Origin of the sequence: Celeribacter marinus, assembly GCF_001308265.1 — a bacterium.
Lineage (GTDB): Bacteria > Pseudomonadota > Alphaproteobacteria > Rhodobacterales > Rhodobacteraceae > Celeribacter > Celeribacter marinus.
This window is the reverse complement of record NZ_CP012023.1, coordinates 48396-68776: the sequence shown is the minus strand read 5'-3', so window position 1 is coordinate 68776 and position 20381 is coordinate 48396. Positions and strand designations below refer to the sequence as shown.

Below are 20381 nucleotides of genomic sequence, written 5' to 3'. Positions count from 1 at the left end.
CTGAGCATGAATACATCTGGAGTAACCGTTCGCGAAATTGTGGCGCAAAAATTTGATCTCAACGTGAATGAACTCTCCCATGAGACGTCTTTCATTCAAGATCTCGGCGCGAACAGCCTTGATAAAATTGAGCTGGTCATGCGTTTAGAGGAAGCGTTTGGTCTTGAAATTAAAGATGCAGAGTCTGAGGAAATCATAACCGTTGGTGACGCAGAGGCATTTGTTCAAAGAGCCTTGAGCGCTAAACGCTAAACCTTTCGAGCCAATTCGCCACGATCAGTCCAGGTACCGCTGCCTGCACCCGATCAGCATCCCGCGCCAGATTGAGCCTTTTCACTAGTTTCACCTGCGGCACCAAAAGAAAGATCGGCACAGTACTGCGTCCACGACCCGATTTTGAGCGAGACGCCACGCCCAGTCCGCGATTGTTGAGCCGGCCATCTGCCACCAGCAAGCTTGGACCGCTCCGCCGGTAGACAAACCGCAACCGCAGACCCCGCCGCCGCTCCCATTCGCCTGGGGTCAGCGCCTTGCCGCGCGCGCCCTTACCGGCTGCCGGCGTTGGGATAGCAAGCCAGAACCCGTCCTTTGAGCGGATCAATGGTCCGGTGTCGTGGGCCCCGATGATTTGGGGTGCATTCGACCAGACCAGAGCTGCGGCCTTCAAACTTTCCCCGGTTTTCGGATAGGTTTGGCTCCGGATCGAATTCGACAATCGCCGACCGAGGCCAGCTTGAGTGATCTGCCCGCGCCATGCGGTTTTAAGGTCCGTGCCCGCTGCACGCATCGCAGTGCTGACAGCCTTTTCCCCGGCTTTCACCTCGTCTGCCATCACGGCAATGAGGTCGGGTTTGATATCAAGGCCAAGTTTCATGCTGGAGTAAGCTCAATGGTCCAGACCAACCGCTCCCGGTCGCGTTGCGGCTCGCCCTGGATCAGGAAGGTTTCCTCGCCGATCAGGATCTGTTCCTGCGGCAGAGGGGCTGGAATATCCGCCACCCGGACATCGATCCGGGTGGTATCTGAGAGAAGCCGAGCCGCACCAAAGTCAGTGAGTTCATCCGGCCGCCGCAGGATGCCACGAACACAGGTGAATTGCCCCTCAACATCACGGTGCCAAATTTCAACCGAGAGATTGGCATCCCTAAACAAAACACCAAGCGCATCAGCGAAGGCTGTCATCAGGTGCGCTTGGCCGAGCGCAGCACCTGTGGCCGGGTGCAAATCGGGAGTGGATTGCTCTCGATCTCCAGACGCACCCACTCATCCCGCTCCCGATCCGGAATCATACGGGCATAAAGCGGCAAGCCGATCGTATTGACTGTCTCAAAGGTGTCAGCCGGTGCGAAGTAGATCTCGAACAGGCCTTCAATCCCCTGTGGATAGAAAAACGCTTTATCAGTTGGCACCCCAATGGTCGCGGTGCCACCATAACGGCGGAAGGTGATGCCGCCAAAGGTAAACTCATCAACCGCCCTGCCCCGCAACTCATTCGCAGCAGCCGTGTTGAGATAGGTCTCGCGGATCTCCTTATGCGCCACGAGATCCGCAAAGAACGCCGAGCCACACTCCGCCCGCAGTTGCACAGGCCCGACCGCAAGCTCGCCCAAGCTATCCTCAACACTTTCAATTAAAGCTTGGCAACGTTTGCGCAGCGCCCCAGAAGCTGGCGACTGATTGTCGAGATCAAAATCGATCTCCGCCACAGGCGTGATCCCAAATTCATTCGCGAAATTGATTACCACCGAGCCATCACGAGGATCTTTAACCAAGCCCTGAATGCCGTTGAGAAGATGATACTCAAACGTTGCCTCTGCATCAGTGCGCAGGCGTCGCATACGGCGTGCAATCTCGGCTTGGGCCTGCTGGGTCACGCTCTCAGAGCCAAACTCACGAATACCTTGGATCTCGGATGCCCAAAGTACATCTTGTTTTTTGAACTGACGACACACGAAGGCCCGCACCTGCCGGCTTTCCGGCATCTGCTGATCATAGCCTCCGCCCCGTTCCGAAAACGGGATGAGCGACAAAGTGCCATCACGACTTTCAATCACGACCGTACGGGTGCGTACGCCGCGTTCTGCGAACAAATCGGAGCCAGAAAGAGTGGCAGGCTTGAATGGAATGTTTTCGAGGGCGCGGGTGAGTTCTATGACGGAGAAGGCATCGCCTTCAAAGATATCCATGGTGGCCATAAGCCAGCCTCCTTAATGTAATGGGTTTGGGGCTACGCCTTAGCGCAGAATAATGCCAATTGAGGCGAGTGCCGTGGTGGCGGTAGTAATCTGGGCCTCGGTTGCACCATCGGGCCAAACAAGGTCTTGACGATTGACGATGGCAGGACCCCGGAAAAGTATAACTGCGGACGCATCAGTTGCGCTCGCATCCACAGAGTCCCACAGGATGCCAGAAGCGTTCTGACTGCCGTTGGACGCGCTAGGTGCAAAGCTTGTGTATTTTCCGCCGGTGGTAATTCTTCCAAGCACCGTGCCCGGCGCAAGCTTGCCTGCGCCAGATGCGAGGGTGACGGTTTCGCGGGTGTAATCACGCAGCACTTCCCAGACGAGAAAGCCGCCTGTGTGTTTTCCTTCTGTGAGCATGGTCATGAACGATTATCCTTTCTGGCGGAATGTACGGGCGATCACATCGCCCCAGGATTGGGTGTTGGCCGCGCGCCCGGGTTGGGCATGGGCGGCGGTGATGTCAGGGGTGGCGTCGGCCTTGACTGCCAGAAGTCGATGGCGGACCTCGTCGAGCCCCACGTCTTCCTCTAGGAAACGACCTGCCATCTGCGGCTGGCCCGCAAGGCGGCAAAGATCGATCACAGCGCGGGCATGAGACATCGCCTCAGCGCGGATCGCCCCAGCGTCGAGTGGTGCGTCGGGTGGTGCGTTGGCGGCTGCAGCGCAGTTCTCTGCCGCACGCGATTGGGCGTTTCCGGCTTGAAGACCCTCGTCCCGCACACTTGTACACGTAGGATCGGCGGTTGTTGCCACCGGATCAACGTTCCCGGCGGGAACCTTGGTCGCGGGATCAGAAGCGATTGGCGCAGCGTCATTGCCTGCCACACCTTTATCGTCTCCAACGATTTCCCTGGCTGTGGTTGCGGGGTCAGGCGCGATGGCCTCAACTGCCTCAACCAGTTCAGGCGGGACGTTACGGAACCGCCCGATATCAAAGCTGGCGGCAATCCGCACCGGCTCTGCCATGCGCGTGGCCAGCCCCGCCTCCAACGCATCTTTTGCGTCAAACCATGTCTCCGCCGACAGCAATGCCGCTATTTCAGCCTCCGGCTTGCCGGATTTGGCCGCGTATCCCCGCGTCATGCTGGCTGCGATCTTGTCCAACGTGCCGGCCATGTCGCGCATGTCTGCGGCCGTGCCCATGACAACGCCAGACGGGTCATGGATCATCAGAAAAGCGTTTTCTGGCATGACGATCTCGTCGCCCGCCATGGAAATGTAGCTCGCAGCGGAGGCCGCGATACCATCGATCCAGACGGTAATTGTGCCTGCATGACGGCTCAGCGCATTATAGATCGCCACCGCATCGAAGACCGAACCACCGGGGCTGTTCAGCCGCAGATCGATCGGTGCATCATCCGGCAACGCCCCCAGCTCGGCCAGAAACCCTTTGGCAGAAACGCCATAAGCGCCGATTTCGTCATAGATCAGCACTTCCGCGCCCGTTGCCCGGGCACGGATCGTGTACCAACTGTTCATGGTGTCACTCCTGTTTGGATTGAGCGGCGTACTCGTCGCCTTTGTCATCTGGTTCCGGCGTCTGGCTCGGTGTTGCCCGCGCACCTTGCGTCTCGCCTGGGCTGGTGCGGTACACGAGCCCAAACTGCTTTGTCCGCGCAGCATCGGCCGCGTTTTCACGGTCGACCTCCTCGACATCATAGCCCGTGGCCTCGACCACCTTGCGTCTTGAGGTGATGCCCGCCTCCATCGCCAGCACCTGCGCCTGAATGTCTTTCAAGGGATCAACCCAATCCCACCGTGGTGGGATCCACTGCACTACGCGCGCAGCCGCGGGATCAGACAGATCCAGCCGACCCGCCAGTTGTGCGGTTTCAAGCCAGCGACGCCAGATGGGTCGGCAGAGCTGATGCGCAATCACCCCGTGCTGCAATTGCTGCACGCGGCGGCGGAATTCGACAAGTTCGGCCCGCAGGCTCGAATAATTGGCCTGGCGCACATCGCCAGTAACAAGGTGATAGGGCAGCCCCAGCGAGGCAGAAACCGCAAGCAGCGTGCGATATTGAAACGCCTCATAGCCGCCGCCGACATCAGCTGGGCTTGAGAACCTCACATCCTCGCCCGGCAGCAGAACCTGCATGGTGCCGGGCTCAAGGCTGGCCATAGCTGCGCCATCAAGATCCGCCTCGCCCTCGCCTATTATCGGATCTTCCGGCGCTGTCTTGGTGATGAAGCCGGCAAACATTGCTGCTGTCTTTTTGCGATCTAGTTCGGCGTCATCATACTGATCAAGCAGGAACAACCGCACCATCGCTGGCGCAATATGCGGCAAGCCACGGATCTGACCCGCATCAATGGGGCGGTAGATGTGTAGCACATCTTCGGCTGGCACGCGCATGGTTTCTGGTATCGCGACGCGGTGATCCGTGCTGTCGCCAGGATGACGCCTGCGGAAATGATAAGCCACCCGCCTACCGATTAGGTCAAACTCGATCCCGCAGCGGATGCGGTTCCCGTTCGGGGCCGTCTCGGTCTTCTCGAATGGCAGCATTTCCGATTGTAGTAGCTGCAACTGCAGCGGCACCAACAAGCCGTCCTCGGCCCGGCGGGGCCGCATCCGCACGAAGCATTCACCCGCAACAAACATTTCGCGCGCAACCATCGCCTGCAGACCATAAAAATCCGTCAGCCCGTCGGCATCCGCCTCATCGGTCCAAGCAAGCCAGAGCCGCTGGACCTCATCACGTAATGCTGCATCCTCAATCAGTGAGGACGGCTTAATTCCATCCCCCACCATGTTGGATGCAAAGGCCTCGCAGGCATTCGCCGCATAGCCGTTCGTCACCACCAGTTCACGCGAGCGGGCCAGCAACTTTGGCCCACCCGATGCCACCAACGCATTGATGTTTTCAAGCGGTGGGTTCCAGCCCCGCAGCCGGCGTTTTGACATCGCCCCTTCAAGACGCGCACGCATCGCTTTGGGGCCGCCCGGCTTGGGGCGACGGAACGTGTCCAGTAACCCCATGTGTTAGAGCCCTTTAGATGTGAGAATGCGCACCTGCCTTACGATCCGCCGTCCTTCGAGTTTGGCGATTTCGCGATCCAGCGCCTCTATGGCGCGGTCGATTTCAGCCGCGCTGCGGTAATCCACAGTCTTGCCGTCATAGCTAACGCGGGCGACGCCGGAGGAACGTTGGACTGCGAGCGCCTCCCGGCGGGTGCGGAGTTCAGAAATTGTGGCCATTTATCACCCCATATAACTCGACCGCATCGTCCGCCTTCTTGCAGATGGCCGCAGCGTTGGTTTTGCGTTTGCCTCTACCGCTGGCCCGCTAGTTTCGACCGCGAGCTGTCGCTCCAACTCGGCCCACCGCGCCTCCGACCAGCGGTCCGCACCGGCAATCCAAGCAGCTGCGCGCGCATATACCCGGCAATCCAGCGCCTCATTGCGCTCACGCAGCTTTTGCCATTCGAGCTTTGCAAATCCGCGCTTGTTCTTAACGGTGACCAGCTGCTCAGCCGTCAGCTGCTTGAGCCATTCACTGTCGGCCCAATTTGGCAGATGCACTGTTCCCGCTGGAAACGAAGATCCCGCGGTGATTTCCTCTGGCGTCGGCCGATCCTGGCGCAGGAAACGATAGGTTTCCGCTTTGAAGGTCGAGGTTGCCACCGACCAGAGCCGCGCACCGCGCCGCAGCCGCTTGCCGCCAATCGTGGCATCCACAAAGGTTGGTCCCGTCACCGGGCTTGCGCGGTTGAACCCCTCAAGTCCCTTGACCGGTGCGACCTGTCCAAACCCCATCTGCCGCGCCCAGCCGTAGACCGCGCTGGTCTCATAGCCTGTATCGATCGCCAGTTTTGCAATGCTCAGGTGCTGGCCGCTGGCGTGTTGCCAAGTCTGCCCCAAAAGCTCGGAGAGTTTCTGCCAGCATGCCGAAGCTCCGGGACCACCCTCAATAACAACATGATCGATGAGCCAACTTTGCAGCCCCCTACCCCAGGCCCAGACATCAACCTCAATCCGGTCCTTTTGAACATCCGCGCCTGCTGTCAGAAACAACCCATCGGCCGGCACAGTGCCGGGTGTCCACTCTTCCTTCTGCCCCTGCAGGCGTTGCCAGTCGGGTGCCTCACCACTTTCCATCCAGGTCTCACCCAGCGATGTGTTGATGAAGGTCTTCATCATATCATCACCGCCAGCCCGCGCCGACAGGTAGGTTTTGACCATCGCAGCCAATCGAACCCAAGGCGAATAAAGCTCGTTCAGATGGAACCCGGCTGTGCCCGCAAAGGGCTGCTCAGCAACCCAGTGCCCCTTTGACACTGCCGCCCAGCGGACCTCGTCGCGCCAAGCTGCATCGCAGTCAACGCAGTGATACCGTGCAGTGTCCGGCTTGTGGCCGCCATCCTCGCCCTTGTCCCATTTGACCTGTGGCCAGATCAGGATTTGATCATACCCACAGTCGGGACATGGCACCCAGAAACGGCGCTGATCACTTTCCTCAAACGCCGTCTCGATCCGGCTCGCGCCCTTGTTCGTCGGCGTTGAGACCAGCACGATCTTGCGGTTCCAGAACGTCACGGTGCGCTTTCTTGCAAGGTTGACCGGATCGCCCTCGGCCCCCGCGCTGAACGGGTAGCGATCGACCTCATCACAAAGCAGCAACCGGATCGGACGACTTGCCAGACCAGAAGGTGCGTTGGCACCCACAATGGTTAGGTGGCCACCCGGAAACCGTTTGTGCAGGATCTTGTTGTTCCCATCCCGTGATTTGGGGTTGGCAATCTTGTCCTGTAAACAAGGCGTATCTCGCGCCATTGGTGAGAAGCGGTCCTTCGACCAGGTTTCAGCGTCCCGCTCTGTCGGCATCACCACCATGATCGGTGCCGGGTCATGGTCTATGTGAAACCCAACCATATTGAGTATAGATTCCGACTTACCAATTTGACTGCCCGACATGATCACAACAGTTTCCGCTGTGGGATCCGAGATCGCGTCCATAATCCCGCGCTGGTATTCGGCGCGGCTTGTTCGCCATTGGCCAGGCTCGGCGCTGGCTTCAGAACTCAGCCGCCGGTTCTGGTCCGCCCAATCGCTGATCGTCAGGTCCGGCGGTGGTTTCAGAACCGCTAGTGCCCTTGCCACCGTCCGTTTCAGGATCGCTGAGCCCATCAATGTCAGGGTCGGTTTTAAATTCAATGTCTGGCTCTGCGAGATCATCAAGCACCTCGCGAATGGCGGCACGAATAAGGTTACGGGTATCTCCGACTGTGGATTGCTCAAATACCTGTGGAGCCAGCCGGTCAGGCAGCGCCAACAGACGGGTTCTCAAAAGCGCCAGTACGGCGATCCAAGCCGCTTCAACCTGGTCGGCTGCAATCAGAGATCGGCGCTTTTCTTTCGCTTCCATTTCCGCAAGGTCGGCGCGGGCCCGGATAAAGCGCACACGTTCGGCGGCATAGTCGGGCGCACCCGCCTGCGCCTTCAGCGCCTGATCGCGCAGGTAGCGCACATATCCACGCACCGACCCGATCAGATCATACTGACCGCGCTCCGCCTTCGGGATCACCCCCTCCCGGCTCAGTTGCTGAACCCTGCGCTCCGACAGATCAAGCAGCTTTGCGATCACACCGATGGATTGGGTGGCTGCTGACATAAAGTGATCCTACAGGTTTGAAATGAGCCATGTTATTGCTGCGATTATAGTGGATAGAGCGCCCCAGTAGAGCGAAGCTGATTGCATCAAACAACGCAGCTAGGAGCCGCCAATTTGCCCCACCTCAACCCGCAACAAACGCACCGCCATCAGCTCCGCACCGCAAAGGAGCAACGCAACCACGACGCAGCGCTGGCCGCCTTCCTCGGCAAAAAGGCCGAGATCGACGAGATGCTCGCCCGCTTGGCACACCTCAGCGATAACCATTTCAACAGCCATCCCGACGAGATCAACTGGGGCGACGTCGGCACTCTCGAGCACTATGCCAGCCTGCTTAAAAACATCACGGACAACGCCTTTAAGGAAGGCGAGCATGCAGTGTAATCAGCCACATAATCCAAAGATATCATGATGACGACCGCTGCAAGCCCCCGACAAACCAAGCTACAGACAATTATCTATATGCTGCGCAGAGACGAAGGTGCCACAATTGCCGAGATTGCCGCAGCTACCCAATGGCGAGCACACACCGTTCGCGGTGCAATGTCAGGTGCGCTTAAAAAACGGCATGGCCTCAAGATCACATCACAACTCGATGCGATCCGCGGCCGCATCTACAGGCTGCCTGACACTAAGGTAATGTTCAAAACCACAAGGGCTGCCCACTACACCTATGCCAATGGCCTGCTCGTCCTCGGCCGTACCGAAACACTTAATGTGTGACTTCTCAGTAACTCAGCTACCTTTAAGCCCAGCCCTTTCTTGTAGAATCCTGCGGCATGCCAATGATTGTTGGCGAGGATTCGCCTGTATGAAACCTCAACTGCTCAAAGTGGTGCACCCCCGCGCCACTTTAAGCTGCCTCAGACTGGGCCAGCCTTGTGCTGGCCCTTTTTTATTTGCCCTCTTTGAGAGCTGCCGTGATCTGTGCACGCGTAATACCAAATTGCCGGGACAACGCAGCAGGCTTCACACCTGCTTGGATAGACGACCGGATCAAACCGATCTGTGATTGGGTCAACTGTGACAGGATCGGATCTGGCACGCTTTTGCTTTGCGGCTTGGCTTTCTCCTTGGGCGCAGTAAGACCGCGTCTGTCCAACTCGGTCGCCAATGCCTCTGCGAGACGCATAATGTCATGCTCAGGTAGATGCTGCAGCGAAGCCGCAAGATTTTGCGGCAGCACCGTTTTTGGCACCTCGCCTTCATCGGAGGACCGGTGCGTGTTAAGATCCTGTTGACGACTCATACATAGAAGTATCGCGCCCTGACAATCTTTTGCCAAGAAGCTCAAACAAGCGTCGCAGCAGATATCCCCGAGCCAAAGATACGCCGACAAATGCCAAGCCGATCGTCAAATGATCACTCAAGACGGCGTCGATGCCAAACAATGGGAACACGACGATTTGCGTCACCACGGCGAGAATATATCCAACAAAAACGTTGGTAATCGCTTCAATCAGCGACATGAGGCGAGACTGTTTCATGCGGCCACACGCTCAGCTTTCAGGGCATCGAAGGTCTGCTCGCCTCCCTCAAGTATGGCCTGTTGCCCCGTAAACTGCTGCCACCGCTCTACAGCAACATCAACATAAGCGGGGTTTAGCTCGATCCCGTAGCAGACCCGCCCCGTGGTCTCAGCCGCAATCAGTGTGGTGCCTGATCCCATAAAGGGCTCATAAACCGCCTGCCCCGGGCTTGAGTTGTTCAGGATCGGACGCCGCATGCATTCCACAGGCTTCTGTGTTCCGTGGACAGTCTTGGCATCCTGATCCTTACTCGGGATTTGCCACAGCGTCGTCTGCTTGCGATCACCCGCCCAATGGCCTTTGCCACTCTTTTTTACAGCATACCATGCCGGCTCATGCTGCCAGTGATAATCGCCCCGGCTCAGTACCAGCCGCTCCTTCGCCCAGATGATCTGGGAGCGGATCATGAAGCCAGCGGCCTCAAGACTTTCGGCGACTGTCGCAGCATGCAGCGCGCCATGCCAGACATAGGCGACATCGCCTGGAAACAGCGCCCAGGCCTCGCGCCAATCAGCCCGATCATCATTCAGCACCTTGCCGGTGCGTTTCGTCTTTGCCGCCCCTGTCTGATTGCGCCAGCCCGGATCGTATTCTACTCCGTACGGTGGATCGCTTATGAGCAATAGCGGCTTCACGCCATTCAGAACCCGCTCGACATCGGTGGCCACCGTGCTGTCACCACAAAGGAGCCGGTGATTGCCAAGGATCCAGAGATCGCCCAGTCGGCTTACCTGTTCATCAGGAAGTTCAGGGATATCATCTTCGCTCTCCCGTGAACCAGCGCCCTCCTCAAGGCTGTTCATAAGCGCGTTCAATTCGTCATCAGTAAAACCCGTCAGGCCCAGATCAAAATCAGCCTCCAACAAATCCGCCAGTTCGAGGTTCAAGAGGTCCTTGTCCCACTCCGCGTTCTCGCTTGAGCGGTTGTCCATGATCCGAAAAGCGCGGGCCTGGGCCTCGGTTAAACCTTTGGCCACATGCACTGGTGCGGTCTTGAAACAGAGCTTGCGCGCCGCTTCCAGCCGCGTGTGCCCGGCTAGAACAACCATTGCCTCATCCACAACGATCGGCTGTCGCCAGCCAAACTCCTGGATCGAGGCTGCCACTGTGGCGATAGCCTGCGTGTTGTTACGCGGGTTGCGCGCATAGGGAATGATCTGCTCAAGCGGCAGGTCGAAAACGTCCATGAGTGTTTCCTTGGAAAAGCGCCGAACCGAAACAGGTTCGGGCCGTGAAACGAACCGTAGGTCCGCGAAACGAAATGGGGTCAGACCCCCGTTTCGTTTCAGGCGGGGTTTAGCTGGCCGTCAGGCTCAAGTTTCATTGAGGTTTTGCTCAAAGCGAAACGAAATGGGTGTTTTTGAGGCTGTTACTAGGAAAGCGCGGCGCCAAGCCCCACCGTATACGGTTACAAACAGGAAGGACCCGTTCAATATCAATGGGTTAGGTGGTGCAATATTTTGACTGGAGACAGTTTTTTCTGCAAAATCGGTCACCATTTACACCTCAACAAACCCGTTAAAACCGACCCGTTCTCTCGGCCACACGACGGTCATCTTATCGTTCTTATAGCCTCACGATCGGGATCTGTCACACCTTGTGGTGTCTCACCAAAAAATGTCTCGCGCGAACGAAAGGGGTTGACAGGGCGGCCGCGTTTACCGCCGCCCCGATCACTCATCCGGTCCGCTGAATAACGAACGCCATCGAGCGCTTGCGCGGCACGGCCTTGCCGTTGAGCCGCAAGACAATCACCGCCAGCCCGTACTCAAACCGACGGTTCGCCGTGGCACGACTGATCCCGTGCTGCCAACTGATACCCTTCCAGGCCTTGCGGTTGGCGCGCGCCCAAAGGATCTGACCAATGTCCTTGTCTAGCCATCGCAGCCAGAGCATTGCCTCGTCAGCCTGTGTGATCATCCGCGGCGAGGGCAGCGGCCGTTTCATCCGAGGCTCCTGCCCCACCTGATCGGCGAAGGTGGAGACGTAGTCAGGCCAGGCGCTGACGAAACCCTGGGGGCGCACAGGCGGCATGGACCGCATGACGTCCGCTGCGAGGTCCAGCCGGTCAGCCACCGTAGCACGGGTCCATTCATCACCCATTGCGCACCTCCCTGACCTGTTGGCGTGGCCCGTATAGTTTCGCGCCTAGCTGCTCAACCAGTGCACGCTCAGGCCATGTCAGACGGTCATCATGGACGCTGACAGCCAGCACGCCCTGCTCATGCCAGCCATCGCGCTTGACCTGCTCGGGGTCGCGGCGGTGACCGCCGTAGCCTCTTGGAGTGAACCGCATACAATTCATGACGCACCTCCCTCTGCGACACCCAGTTTTGATGAGGGCAAATCGACGGCTGTGTCCTTGGGCACCCCTAGCCTATCAAAATCCGAGGCGTCGATTTGCACCTGATTTTTATCAGGTGTCGTCAAAGCGGAGACACGATTGCGGCGCATCAGGTCGGCCTTCTGTGCACGCGCCTCAGCACTCAATGGTGACAGCCACGGGTTCTTTGCCAACCGAAACGGCCAACTCGCGCAGTCAACCGCTGTACAGAGCCGCACTTCCTGAGCTGATTCATTGCAGCAATCGAGACATTTGAGGCGCAGGGCCCGCAAAGGCGAGACGCGGTTATGGCCAAGTTGCTTCAACTCGTCCGCCGACATGGCGCGCGGATCACGGCCGACATCATCACCATCGCGCTGTTCCAGACCAATTTGACGATGGCAGATCATGCGACACCTCCATTCGTCTCGATCGCCCAGAGCAGGATGGCTATGGCATCGGCCTCGTTGTCATCCGCAGGGTTGAAGCCGCGTTTGCGAGCAGCGTCGATCATGGCCTGCTTTGGCGCGTTACCCTGACCGGTTAGGTATTTTTTGATGGTACCAACTGGGACGCCCTCATATGGCACGCCCCTGAGTTCACCCCAGCTGGTCAGTGAGGCCATGAGGCCGCCGTAAACATGGGCAGCATCGGTGCCTGCATGCCGCCTTACTTCTTCGTACCAGATCGTCGAAATCGGACCCGACAGCCGGTCGAGTTCCGTTAGCCAGTTCGTAAAGCGCAGGTAGCGCATGCCACCACCGTCATAGCGGCCGGGCTTGAAGCTGGCAGTGCCGCTGGTGATCAAGCCGTCATAGCCACGGATAGCCCAGCCAGTGGTGGTACCCAGATCGAGGGCAAGAATGGTGCGTGGGTGTTCGTTTGTTTGGGTCATGCAGACCTCCTCTTCGGTTTGGTGAGCGAGGCGAGAGGACTGGCCGGTGAAGGCTGCGGTCTCGCCAAGCCCCGAAGGGTGGTCAGGTCAGGTGCGGGGCGAACGGGCCGCCCAGCACTTCTTTCAATTCCTTCAACGGGCAGATTTGAAAGAAGTCAGCCCGTAAAGCGTTGAACAGTATGTATAATATACCTTCTTTCAATATTACTTATATTTCAATAGGTACCTTTTCCTTACTTCTCATCGCGCGCGAGCACACACATATATACTGGTGTCCTCTTGAAAGATTGAAAGAAGTGAAGGAAGTCAAAAATGCGTTTATGTACAGAGACTTAGACACAAAATTCTTTCAATTGAAGAAAGCCCCGTTTTGAAAGAAGCCTGTCGGTCACCTGACAATTCGGTAAACCATGGCCCTACGGCCGCCGGTCTCGCGCATGCCCGTCGTGACATCCCCGCTTTCGATCAGTGTCTCCAGAATCTCATTTCGATCGCGGGATTTCAACCATTGTGATGCGCGGGTGATCTCGGACTTGGTGATCCCCTTCGCCCCAGCATTTCGAATGATCTCCTTGAGCCGTTTAAGATGAGCCTCGACCTCGGTATCGGCCACATGACGCTCGACCGCAGCCATGGTCCGCTGCGCAAAATACCGCACAAAATCAATGGCCCAATCCGCTGCCGTGAGGTCGATTTCAGGACGCGCTGGATCACGGCCCACTGCGACGATCAATGCCAGTTTCAATGAGTTTTCGCCAATACGCGCTAGGATCGCCGTACATGCCGTCCCCGCTGCTGCGCGTAACTCACCTGTCAACTCGAGACTGAGCGCCTTGAACCGTGCGCGAGCCTCCTCAGTCATCGGCACGATCATCGGCGTCACGGTGGTGTTCTGGTCCGCGGTCTTGCCTATCAGATTGCCCTTCTGGAGCAAGCCGCCTGCGGCCACGCACTGCAGGTCCCGGATCAGCGCCGGTGGGGCCTGCCGAATACCAACAGCGATGTTCTCGTCCGGGTAATCCTCATCACTCGGCAGGATCAGGAAACGCGCAAGCGAGCCATCGACGACGTTTGCACCCTGCAATGCCCCCCAGAAATGCAATGGCGTCGTGGTACCGTAGACGCAAAGGCAGGGTTGATTAATATCTCGCCGCTCGTTCGAGCCATCCCGGTTGGCATATTCAGCGCCAAGAAATATACCACCCGCTGAGGTGAAGAGCTCTGTCATGTTGTCCAGTATCTCAGTTATGTGACGCGGACTGCGCTTGCGATCAGCGGCGGCCGCCAAAAACATGCCAAACTCGTCGATCTGGAACAGGATCGCAGGCTGGCGGTGCAGCGCGGTCAGAAGCCCCGCGCCAGAAGCGATCTTGTTGCCACCAAGGTAATGGGACAATCCCGCCTCAAAGAAGGTCTCGTTGATGATTTCGCGGGCGTGGTTCTTGCCGGAGCCACTATCAGCGATGCCAACTACATAAAGGTTTGAGCGCAAATTACTCTCAGTTCTGTATTGCCGTCCCATTAGCGCGCCGATGGCACATAGGCTGGCCCCAAGAGACAAAAGCGGTTGCGGACGCCGTGCAGTGTTCAGCATGTAATTGGTCAGATCGCCTACCAGACCGTCCGGCATCGCCAGCGTAAACGGCGGGTTGATTGGGGTGTCATCCGTTTCGACAGAGTGGCTACTTAACCTCGATAACAGCCCGGCCGCTGGATGTGCCACCTCAGGATCAACGCTACCATCCAGGCGCAAACCGGGATCAGGCTGCCAGCCGCGCTCCATGGCGAGATGGTAGATCGTGCCTGCGCCGATCCGGTCGGGTTTGAAGCTGGCCCAGGCCTTGGCCGTGGTCGCGGGTACATCCTTTGCTGCTTGTGCCGACCAGTCAGCGAAGAGATCGGCCCCAGCGTCAGCAAGCGCGCCTTTGAGCGCCATACCGACGCGCATCCAGCTGTCATAATCCAGCTCGGCATTGGGCAGCCATGCGAGCGCTGCCTCAATGGCGGGCAAAGTCCCAATCTGACTGTGGCTACGCAAATGCTCGGCTGTCGAGGACGCAGTTGTCAGGCCACGTTGGCGCAGGCCCTCCGGCAACAATGTGTAGGCTTCATCAAGGAAGGCACTGGCGTCCTCAGCAGTGATTTCAGGCAGCTCCGTGATATCGAGATCAGCCAACCCTTCCTCGGGCCAGACATAGGGTGCGCCAGTGTCGGGATGGGTTGCATACGCCAGGAACTGCTGGCCAAGGCACAGTACTTCCAATGGGTGGCGCTTGATGCCCCGGAACGGTGCCGTCGCGCGGTAGATCAGCATGCGCTTCGGTGCCTTTCCGATCCGTAGGGCTTGGGTGTCGCCCAGCCGGTCGCATGCGAGTTGCTCGATGCGGAGCGCGAGATCGGGACTGTCCACGATATCGATATCGACTGCAGCAACTGCACCGCCAACAATCCCAACGCCGCAATCGGGCCATGCCGACCAAGTCGCAATCTCGACATCTGTGGTTGGGCGCTCTGCATGCCGGTTCCATTCCGGGTAATCAACCCAAGCGCCACGCTTGAACTGTCCCGGCTTTTTGGTGCCTGGGCCAATTGGCAAGATGCCGTAGCCGTTGGTGACGAGCCGCGCGCCAAAGCGCGCCATGTAGGATAAATCATTCATCAGAAAGGCACCTCCGGGGTCATGGCGTCGAGCCGTGTGCGGTCTTGTCCCGCCAGCGCGCGCAGTTGGTCGCAATATCCGGTGATGACCGCATCAAGGAAGCGGTCCCATTCGGTCACCGTCAGATTGGCGAGATCTGATTTGCCGATGCTCTCGAGGAACTCGCCACCATGTTGACCGCCAACGCTCATTGCCTGCATTTCATTCGGGGTGGGATCGATCATACCTGTCCTCCTGTGGCAGATGTTCTGGCAGGTGCGGGAGCAGAGGTGTTTGCGGCTTTTGTCCCGTCGCTTGTCCGAGACGGTGAATATCGGGTTGAACCAGCCAAAGCCGCGAGGTTCCCTGTGGCAGACGGTGCAGAGGCCGGGGTGGAGTTGGGGCATGGATCGAACCTGTAACCGGAGATTTCAAAATAGCGGCCCGATGGGCGGACCGAGATGTCGCTTGGGATCGCGAGACGGCTTGCCTGCGCAATCGCTTCATCAACGCTGAGCGGGACTTTTGTGCCCGGCGCACACTTACGCCACCAGTCCGCTGCCTTCTGGCGAGCGTAGCCCTGATGCTCAATGCAGACCCATTCGCTGTAGCTCGTGAGCCCGCAGTGATAGATGACCTTCAGCGAGGGCCGCCCGCCCGGCTTGCGGTGTCGGCTGTATGAAACACCACTTACCTGCAGCCATTGCGGCGTTTTTGGCGATAGGATTGGCAGCGCAGCGGCGGTCGGTGCGATCTTCACTTCACGGGCGGGAAACTCGTATCCGCAATCCGGGCATTCAGTGGCCGAGAGCGCGATGATGCTCTCGCATTCCGGACAGAGCTTCGTTGGTGCGTCGCCCCCGCCACCTTCGCCGGGGCGTTTGGGTCGCACCAGATCAATCGGCCCATGGCGGCGTACATTTCCGGCAAAGTCCAGAACGAGGCAGTTCTCCTTGCCCGGTGCCAGGCGCGTACCGCGACCAACCATCTGGACGTATAGCCCTGCAGATTTGGTGGGGCGTAACAATGCAATCAGATCGACGCCGGGCGCGTTGAAGCCCGTGGTCAACACGCCCATCGATGCCAACGCCCGTATTTCGCCGCGCTTGAAGGCCGCGATAATAGCATCGCGCTCGTCCTTTGGCGTATCGCCAAAGATGGTGCGGCAGGTGATCCCCTGACGATCGAACTCCTGCGCAACGTGGTGGGAGTGTTCGACGCCCGAACAGAAAGCCAGCCATGACTTGCGATCTTTACCGTAGTCGATGATCTCGTTGACAGCGGCCCGAGTTGTGGCCTCATGGTCGACCGCGACGGCGAGATCGCGGGCAATGAAGTCCCCCGCACGGGTGCCAACCTTTGAAACATCCAGCCGGGTGGCGGGCTGCTTGGAAACCAGAGGGCTCAGATACCCTGCGTCAATCAGATCGCGCACCGGCGCCTCATAGGCAATGTCGGTGAAGAGTGCGTCCTTGCCCTCATGCAGCATGCCACTGCCTGTGCGGAACGGTGTTGCGGTAAGACCGATCACCTTCAGCGCCGGGTTGATACACTTTAGCGCATCAAGGAAACGCCGGTACATGGTGCTAGAGTTGCCCGGGATCAGATGGGCCTCATCAATCAGCACCAGATCGGTGTGGCCGATCTCAGCGGCACGGCGGTGGATCGACTGGATGCCGGCAAAAAGAATTCGCGCTTTCGCATCGCGTTTGCCCAAGCCTGCCGAATAGATGCCTGCCGGGGCATCGGGCCAAAGGCCGATCATTTCGGCATGGTTCTGCGCAATCAACTCGCGCACATGGGTCACGATCAGAATACGCTGATCGGGCCAGGCTTTCAGCACGCCTTCGATGAAGGACGCCATGACGAGCGACTTGCCCCCGGCGGTCGGGATGACAACACAACAGTTGCCAGAATTTTTCTCGTAGTACTTGTAGATGGAAGCAATAGCAGTCTCTTGATATGGTCTCAGGGTCAGCATGGCGCGGCCTCCGTGTTGCGAGCATCATTTGACCAAGTGGAGCCATCAATCATGCGGTAGGTGACAATGTCGTCCCCCGCATCGATGACCTCCCCCGGCACGAGATCGGGGATGAAGAGATGTTTGACGCAAGCGGCCCGCTGCTCAGCCGGCGCCAGCATTCTGTCATGGCGTGCGCAGTGCCATCCGCCATCGACGGCCGTAGAATGCAGACAGGACCGACAGGTCACAGCAGCCCCGCCACCCTCATGGCAGGCAGCATGGTGATCGCAAAAACGGCATTCAAACCAAGCCGGATCTTCGCTGATCCGCGCAGGCGGGTGTTGGGCGAAGATGACCCGGCCAGCCTTCTCCAGAAGGCGTTCGGCCATGCCAGGATCAGCCTCAACCCGTTCGATATGAAGCGTGTCGGTGTTCTTGCAGACCGCCATGTAAAGCGCGCGGGTGATGCCAGTCAGGTGCATGTAGATCTGCATCTGCGCAGCGTGCTGTGGCTTTGACAGCACCACGCCCTTCGCGCTCAGGTCGGCAAAGCTCTTAACCCCATGCGTTTTGAATTCCAGCACATGCCAGGTTTTCGGGGCCTCAAGCAGACCGAGTGCGACGCCATCGAGCGAGCCACCAAAATGACCGCCATGGGCCTCCACTCGGATTTGACGCCCTGTTTCCGGATCCAACTCCAAAACAGTGGCCCCGGTGGCGCGCAGGTTGCGGACCATGCGGTCCTCTTCTAGCTGCCCGGTCTCAAAAAGGCGCAGCAGGCGCCCGGAATGGCGCGAGGGCGTCACCCAGCGAAAATCATACCAGAGCGCCCGGGCGCAGGATTTGCCGATGATCGACGCGCCAAGGTGATCACGAAAGCCGTCGCCCTGGCGTGCCTCATAGGACGCATAGATGGCCGTGAGTGTTGGCGTGGGTGGTGCGGGAAGATCAGCCATCACAATCCCTCCCGTTCGCTGCGGATTTGGGCCTCAGCCAGAATGCCGTCCCAGGTCGCGGGATCGTGCCGCTCACGGAGCACGCCGATCAGCGCATCCTTGAGCTTTTCGCGGCGACGGCGGCCGGTGCCTTTGGCGAGCAGTTCGGACCGTTCGCGGCACAGGTGGCGCAGCGCGGTTCTTGCCCGGTGGAACCAGTCAGGGTCGATGGATTTTTGCCCCCGCTGCCGCGCCAGATCGGCGGTTGCGATCTGCGTGCGGATCTTGGCGATGTCGTCGTCGAGTTCGATCAACCGGCGCTGGTCTTCAGGCAAGCCGGGGCTGATCGCAGCCAAAGGGCCTGCGTTATGTAGGTCAGTCATTGGAATATCCTTAGATGGGTTTGGGCGCTGCTCCGACGAAGGGATGCGGAGCAGCGCAGATGATCAGCCCTTCTTGTTCCAGGGCGCAGAGGCCATCTTGGGCGGGGCAGAAGCGACCTGCGTTGCTGGCGGTACTGATGGGGTTGCAGCAGGCTTTGCAGCAGTGGTCGTAGCGCCCCCACCTTCAGGCGGCAGATAAGCAATGGCATTGCTCTCGCCGTATCCGTTCTTCGGCGGCTTGATCTTCACCTGGATCCTCATAGGGGTAAGGTGCAGCTCCTCGCTGTCACTCACATGCATCCGGCCCGTCGCATGGCAGATGGCCGACAGCGCTCGCTGGGCAATCTCGACCGTGGTAGGGTTCGGGTTCACCAAGTTTAGCTGGTCGAAGATCTTACGGCCCGTGTGTGGGCCATCCATAATATCCAGCATCAGCCAGAGAAACTGACCCATGCCATTCTTGGTAACGCGCATCTCGCTCTCAACGATCTGAGCGCTGTATTTGCCAGCAGGCAATAACTCGTGGGCGGTGGTGGGCTCAACGCTAGTGGCGTCGAAGGACGTGTCAAAACGTGCCATAATGATATCCTTTTAGGTTTTATTATTCAGGTTGAGGCATGGCTGCGAGGAACTCTGACCACGCGAGCGGCAGAGTGTCCGGCAGGCCGTAACGGTTCTTGGCGAGGAAGGCGGGACGCTCTTCGGCGTGCATGACGCGCGCACCGGACCCAAGCGCACGGGTAACCTTTTTGTTGAATCCGACATCGGATTTGGCGACTGAGATCCTGTAGTTCGCAAAGAGCACCACATCGGAATGCTCTTGCAGCAGCGCCGAGGCGCGGGCCTGCAATTTGATCACATACCGATCGTAGGGTTCGTGCTCGGGGCTGTCGAAGCGCTTGATATCGGTATGTGCAATCTGGATGGCGACCATGCCTTTGCGGTCCCGCAGTGCGTTTAGCTTATCGAGATATTCACGCCAGATAATCAGCGCCTCAGCGTAGCCCTTGCCAAAGCCTGGGGTTTCGATCGACTGCCAGCCGTTGCGCTTGCAGGCTTCCGCCCAGATCAACGGCTCCAACCAATCGACACTGTCAACGATGACCGTGCCATAGTCGTGATCCTCATTTAGGAGCGCGTCGAGCGCTTCCGCCACTTCGGCATAACTGGTTGCAAGAGGAAAATGCGGAACCTGCAATTTGCCGAGGCCATCCTCAGTCATAACGAACACAGGCCTGTCAGCGTCAGCCGCGAAGGTTGATTTACCGACACCAGCAACGCCGTGGATCAGAATGCGCGGCGGCTGGAGCACCGATTTTTTGCGCAGAGATGCGAGGGAAATGGCCATCAGCGTACCTCCTCCCTGCCTGAAACCAGCCTAAGCCTTAGCGCACCCATCTTCACGGTCCGTGCGGGCTCGAACCCTTTGCGCCAGGACTCCGGCAACGCACCAAACTTGCGCTCAGAGACGCTGAACTTCGTGTCGATGAACTCGGCCGGATCCTCGCCGCTGTCGGCAATGTTTTGGGCAATCTGTGCAAGCTTCTCTTGGTTCCAGTCCACGCGCTTGGGCAGATCGGCTACCACTGTGTAATCGCCATCGACCAGCCGAACAGTGCCGGTATCCTTACCGCAGGCCCGCCGGGCCTCCTCAGCACGGGTGGCATAACGTACTTCGAGAGCGGTGCCGAACCGCGTATTTGCTGCTTTCAGCTGCTTGCTGGCGTGATCAAGTTCACCTTGCAGCGCGACCAGCAGGTCTACCGGCATCTGAGACAGTTCGCCCGCGGGCAGATTAAGCATGTCGTTCATGCTTGGGATGTTTACAGGATAGGTCATAGGGACTCCTTTGGGGTT

27 protein-coding genes are annotated in these 20381 nt (G+C 58.6%); 3 read left to right on the top strand and 24 right to left on the bottom strand.

From position 1 onward, the window contains the following. Positions 1-6: 6 nt before the first annotated feature. Positions 7-252 carry an acyl carrier protein gene (gene acpP, locus IMCC12053_RS00385; protein WP_062214667.1) on the top strand — a complete coding sequence of 82 codons (246 nt, stop codon included), beginning with the start codon at positions 7-9 and terminating at the stop codon, positions 250-252. Here the strand turns inward: acpP and IMCC12053_RS00380 are convergent. The 9 genes from IMCC12053_RS00380 to IMCC12053_RS00340 are packed head-to-tail and all read right to left on the bottom strand — an operon-like array spanning position 242 to position 7858. After that, positions 242-874: a DUF6441 family protein gene (locus tag IMCC12053_RS00380; RefSeq protein WP_062214665.1), complete on the bottom strand. Its 633-nt coding sequence runs from the start codon at positions 872-874 to the stop codon at positions 242-244. The genes acpP and IMCC12053_RS00380 overlap by 11 nt on opposite strands. Continuing rightward, a complete protein-coding gene (locus IMCC12053_RS00375; protein WP_062214662.1) occupies positions 871-1182 on the bottom strand; it encodes a head-tail joining protein in 312 nt (103 codons plus the stop codon). Before IMCC12053_RS00375 ends, IMCC12053_RS00380 begins: the two co-directional genes overlap by 4 nt. Then, the gene (locus IMCC12053_RS00370; protein WP_062214660.1) at positions 1182-2195 is read right to left on the bottom strand and encodes a major capsid protein; all 1014 of its coding nucleotides are present in this window, start codon (positions 2193-2195) and stop codon (positions 1182-1184) included. The genes IMCC12053_RS00375 and IMCC12053_RS00370 overlap by 1 nt, the downstream gene beginning before the upstream one ends. A 39-nt stretch (positions 2196-2234) precedes the next feature. Continuing rightward, a complete protein-coding gene (locus tag IMCC12053_RS00365) occupies positions 2235-2606 on the bottom strand; it encodes a head decoration protein (protein ID WP_062214658.1) in 372 nt (123 codons plus the stop codon). A 6-nt stretch (positions 2607-2612) separates the two neighbouring features. Further along, positions 2613-3722: a head maturation protease, ClpP-related gene (locus tag IMCC12053_RS00360; protein ID WP_062214656.1), complete on the bottom strand. Its 1110-nt coding sequence runs from the start codon at positions 3720-3722 to the stop codon at positions 2613-2615. Positions 3723-3726: 4 nt separating this feature from the next. After that, positions 3727-5226, bottom strand: a complete 1500-nt coding sequence (locus IMCC12053_RS00355; protein ID WP_082388982.1) for a phage portal protein — start codon at positions 5224-5226, stop codon at positions 3727-3729. A 3-nt stretch (positions 5227-5229) separates the two neighbouring features. Further along, positions 5230-5445 (bottom strand): phage head-tail joining protein, encoded by a 216-nt coding sequence (locus IMCC12053_RS00350; RefSeq protein WP_062214654.1) that lies wholly within the window; start codon positions 5443-5445, stop codon positions 5230-5232. A 3-nt stretch (positions 5446-5448) separates the two neighbouring features. After that, positions 5449-7374: a phage terminase large subunit family protein gene (locus IMCC12053_RS00345; protein WP_082388981.1), complete on the bottom strand. Its 1926-nt coding sequence runs from the start codon at positions 7372-7374 to the stop codon at positions 5449-5451. After that, positions 7262-7858 (bottom strand): hypothetical protein, encoded by a 597-nt coding sequence (locus IMCC12053_RS00340; RefSeq protein ID WP_062214652.1) that lies wholly within the window; start codon positions 7856-7858, stop codon positions 7262-7264. Before IMCC12053_RS00340 ends, IMCC12053_RS00345 begins: the two co-directional genes overlap by 113 nt. Before the next feature lie 114 nt (positions 7859-7972). On the opposite strand from IMCC12053_RS00340, the gene IMCC12053_RS00335 reads away from it, so the two are divergent. Further along, a complete protein-coding gene (locus IMCC12053_RS00335) occupies positions 7973-8242 on the top strand; it encodes a hypothetical protein (protein ID WP_062214650.1) in 270 nt (89 codons plus the stop codon). 27 nt (positions 8243-8269) lie between these two features. Continuing rightward, positions 8270-8581: a DUF3489 domain-containing protein gene (locus IMCC12053_RS00330; protein WP_236852477.1), complete on the top strand. Its 312-nt coding sequence runs from the start codon at positions 8270-8272 to the stop codon at positions 8579-8581. A gap of 172 nt (positions 8582-8753) precedes the next feature. Here IMCC12053_RS00330 and IMCC12053_RS00325 read toward each other — a convergent pair whose 3' ends face one another. The 15 genes from IMCC12053_RS00325 to IMCC12053_RS00245 form a co-directional block, all read right to left on the bottom strand. Beyond that, positions 8754-9107, bottom strand: a complete 354-nt coding sequence (locus tag IMCC12053_RS00325) for a helix-turn-helix domain-containing protein (RefSeq protein WP_062214648.1) — start codon at positions 9105-9107, stop codon at positions 8754-8756. Further along, a complete protein-coding gene (locus IMCC12053_RS00320; protein WP_062214645.1) occupies positions 9085-9345 on the bottom strand; it encodes a DUF7220 family protein in 261 nt (86 codons plus the stop codon). Before IMCC12053_RS00320 ends, IMCC12053_RS00325 begins: the two co-directional genes overlap by 23 nt. After that, entirely contained in the window at positions 9342-10574 is a 1233-nt protein-coding gene (locus tag IMCC12053_RS00315) for a DNA modification methylase (protein WP_062214643.1), read from the bottom strand. Before IMCC12053_RS00315 ends, IMCC12053_RS00320 begins: the two co-directional genes overlap by 4 nt. A 490-nt stretch (positions 10575-11064) precedes the next feature. Continuing rightward, positions 11065-11490, bottom strand: a complete 426-nt coding sequence (locus IMCC12053_RS00305) for a DUF6362 family protein (RefSeq protein WP_062214639.1) — start codon at positions 11488-11490, stop codon at positions 11065-11067. Then, positions 11483-11692 (bottom strand): hypothetical protein, encoded by a 210-nt coding sequence (locus tag IMCC12053_RS00300; RefSeq protein WP_417903495.1) that lies wholly within the window; start codon positions 11690-11692, stop codon positions 11483-11485. The genes IMCC12053_RS00305 and IMCC12053_RS00300 overlap by 8 nt, the downstream gene beginning before the upstream one ends. After that, positions 11689-12120, bottom strand: coding sequence for a hypothetical protein (locus tag IMCC12053_RS15980; RefSeq protein ID WP_062214637.1), 432 nt, complete (start codon positions 12118-12120; stop codon positions 11689-11691). Before IMCC12053_RS15980 ends, IMCC12053_RS00300 begins: the two co-directional genes overlap by 4 nt. Further along, positions 12117-12605: a crossover junction endodeoxyribonuclease RuvC gene (locus IMCC12053_RS00290; RefSeq protein WP_062214634.1), complete on the bottom strand. Its 489-nt coding sequence runs from the start codon at positions 12603-12605 to the stop codon at positions 12117-12119. Before IMCC12053_RS00290 ends, IMCC12053_RS15980 begins: the two co-directional genes overlap by 4 nt. Positions 12606-12993: 388 nt before the next feature. Next, positions 12994-15264: a PriCT-2 domain-containing protein gene (locus IMCC12053_RS00280; protein ID WP_062214626.1), complete on the bottom strand. Its 2271-nt coding sequence runs from the start codon at positions 15262-15264 to the stop codon at positions 12994-12996. After that, positions 15264-15488 carry a DUF6511 domain-containing protein gene (locus IMCC12053_RS00275; RefSeq protein ID WP_062214624.1) on the bottom strand — a complete coding sequence of 75 codons (225 nt, stop codon included), beginning with the start codon at positions 15486-15488 and terminating at the stop codon, positions 15264-15266. Before IMCC12053_RS00275 ends, IMCC12053_RS00280 begins: the two co-directional genes overlap by 1 nt. Next, positions 15485-17224, bottom strand: a complete 1740-nt coding sequence (locus IMCC12053_RS00270; RefSeq protein WP_082388979.1) for a DEAD/DEAH box helicase — start codon at positions 17222-17224, stop codon at positions 15485-15487. The genes IMCC12053_RS00275 and IMCC12053_RS00270 overlap by 4 nt, the downstream gene beginning before the upstream one ends. After that, positions 17218-18162 carry a hypothetical protein gene (locus tag IMCC12053_RS00265; protein WP_062214622.1) on the bottom strand — a complete coding sequence of 315 codons (945 nt, stop codon included), beginning with the start codon at positions 18160-18162 and terminating at the stop codon, positions 17218-17220. Before IMCC12053_RS00265 ends, IMCC12053_RS00270 begins: the two co-directional genes overlap by 7 nt. Continuing rightward, a complete protein-coding gene (locus IMCC12053_RS00260; protein WP_062214620.1) occupies positions 18162-18524 on the bottom strand; it encodes a hypothetical protein in 363 nt (120 codons plus the stop codon). Before IMCC12053_RS00260 ends, IMCC12053_RS00265 begins: the two co-directional genes overlap by 1 nt. 63 nt (positions 18525-18587) lie before the next feature. Beyond that, the gene (locus tag IMCC12053_RS00255) at positions 18588-19103 is read right to left on the bottom strand and encodes a DUF669 domain-containing protein (RefSeq protein WP_062214619.1); all 516 of its coding nucleotides are present in this window, start codon (positions 19101-19103) and stop codon (positions 18588-18590) included. Between the two features lie 22 nt (positions 19104-19125). Next, a complete protein-coding gene (locus tag IMCC12053_RS00250; RefSeq protein WP_062214617.1) occupies positions 19126-19872 on the bottom strand; it encodes an ATP-binding protein in 747 nt (248 codons plus the stop codon). After that, positions 19872-20363, bottom strand: a complete 492-nt coding sequence (locus tag IMCC12053_RS00245; RefSeq protein WP_062214615.1) for a hypothetical protein — start codon at positions 20361-20363, stop codon at positions 19872-19874. The genes IMCC12053_RS00250 and IMCC12053_RS00245 overlap by 1 nt, the downstream gene beginning before the upstream one ends. Positions 20364-20381: the final 18 nt, after the last annotated feature.

Excerpts from the sequence above, each read along its gene's own strand:
- acpP (WP_062214667.1), top strand. The coding sequence starts at position 7 with ATGAATACATCTGGAGTAACCGTTCGCGAAATTGTGGCGCAAAAATTT.
- IMCC12053_RS00380 (WP_062214665.1), bottom strand. The coding sequence starts at position 874 with ATGAAACTTGGCCTTGATATCAAACCCGACCTCATTGCCGTGATGGCA.
- IMCC12053_RS00375 (WP_062214662.1), bottom strand. The coding sequence starts at position 1,182 with ATGACAGCCTTCGCTGATGCGCTTGGTGTTTTGTTTAGGGATGCCAAT.
- IMCC12053_RS00370 (WP_062214660.1), bottom strand. The coding sequence starts at position 2,195 with ATGGCCACCATGGATATCTTTGAAGGCGATGCCTTCTCCGTCATAGAA.
- IMCC12053_RS00365 (WP_062214658.1), bottom strand. The coding sequence starts at position 2,606 with ATGACCATGCTCACAGAAGGAAAACACACAGGCGGCTTTCTCGTCTGG.
- IMCC12053_RS00360 (WP_062214656.1), bottom strand. The coding sequence starts at position 3,722 with ATGAACAGTTGGTACACGATCCGTGCCCGGGCAACGGGCGCGGAAGTG.
- IMCC12053_RS00355 (WP_082388982.1), bottom strand. The coding sequence starts at position 5,226 with ATGGGGTTACTGGACACGTTCCGTCGCCCCAAGCCGGGCGGCCCCAAA.
- IMCC12053_RS00350 (WP_062214654.1), bottom strand. The coding sequence starts at position 5,445 with ATGGCCACAATTTCTGAACTCCGCACCCGCCGGGAGGCGCTCGCAGTC.
- IMCC12053_RS00345 (WP_082388981.1), bottom strand. The coding sequence starts at position 7,374 with ATGGGCTCAGCGATCCTGAAACGGACGGTGGCAAGGGCACTAGCGGTT.
- IMCC12053_RS00340 (WP_062214652.1), bottom strand. The coding sequence starts at position 7,858 with ATGTCAGCAGCCACCCAATCCATCGGTGTGATCGCAAAGCTGCTTGAT.
- IMCC12053_RS00330 (WP_236852477.1), top strand. The coding sequence starts at position 8,270 with ATGACGACCGCTGCAAGCCCCCGACAAACCAAGCTACAGACAATTATC.
- IMCC12053_RS00325 (WP_062214648.1), bottom strand. The coding sequence starts at position 9,107 with ATGAGTCGTCAACAGGATCTTAACACGCACCGGTCCTCCGATGAAGGC.
- IMCC12053_RS00320 (WP_062214645.1), bottom strand. The coding sequence starts at position 9,345 with ATGAAACAGTCTCGCCTCATGTCGCTGATTGAAGCGATTACCAACGTT.
- IMCC12053_RS00315 (WP_062214643.1), bottom strand. The coding sequence starts at position 10,574 with ATGGACGTTTTCGACCTGCCGCTTGAGCAGATCATTCCCTATGCGCGC.
- IMCC12053_RS00305 (WP_062214639.1), bottom strand. The coding sequence starts at position 11,490 with ATGGGTGATGAATGGACCCGTGCTACGGTGGCTGACCGGCTGGACCTC.
- IMCC12053_RS00300 (WP_417903495.1), bottom strand. The coding sequence starts at position 11,692 with ATGAATTGTATGCGGTTCACTCCAAGAGGCTACGGCGGTCACCGCCGC.
- IMCC12053_RS15980 (WP_062214637.1), bottom strand. The coding sequence starts at position 12,120 with ATGATCTGCCATCGTCAAATTGGTCTGGAACAGCGCGATGGTGATGAT.
- IMCC12053_RS00290 (WP_062214634.1), bottom strand. The coding sequence starts at position 12,605 with ATGACCCAAACAAACGAACACCCACGCACCATTCTTGCCCTCGATCTG.
- IMCC12053_RS00280 (WP_062214626.1), bottom strand. The coding sequence starts at position 15,264 with ATGAATGATTTATCCTACATGGCGCGCTTTGGCGCGCGGCTCGTCACC.
- IMCC12053_RS00275 (WP_062214624.1), bottom strand. The coding sequence starts at position 15,488 with ATGATCGATCCCACCCCGAATGAAATGCAGGCAATGAGCGTTGGCGGT.
- IMCC12053_RS00270 (WP_082388979.1), bottom strand. The coding sequence starts at position 17,224 with ATGCTGACCCTGAGACCATATCAAGAGACTGCTATTGCTTCCATCTAC.
- IMCC12053_RS00265 (WP_062214622.1), bottom strand. The coding sequence starts at position 18,162 with ATGGCTGATCTTCCCGCACCACCCACGCCAACACTCACGGCCATCTAT.
- IMCC12053_RS00260 (WP_062214620.1), bottom strand. The coding sequence starts at position 18,524 with ATGACTGACCTACATAACGCAGGCCCTTTGGCTGCGATCAGCCCCGGC.
- IMCC12053_RS00255 (WP_062214619.1), bottom strand. The coding sequence starts at position 19,103 with ATGGCACGTTTTGACACGTCCTTCGACGCCACTAGCGTTGAGCCCACC.
- IMCC12053_RS00250 (WP_062214617.1), bottom strand. The coding sequence starts at position 19,872 with ATGGCCATTTCCCTCGCATCTCTGCGCAAAAAATCGGTGCTCCAGCCG.
- IMCC12053_RS00245 (WP_062214615.1), bottom strand. The coding sequence starts at position 20,363 with ATGACCTATCCTGTAAACATCCCAAGCATGAACGACATGCTTAATCTG.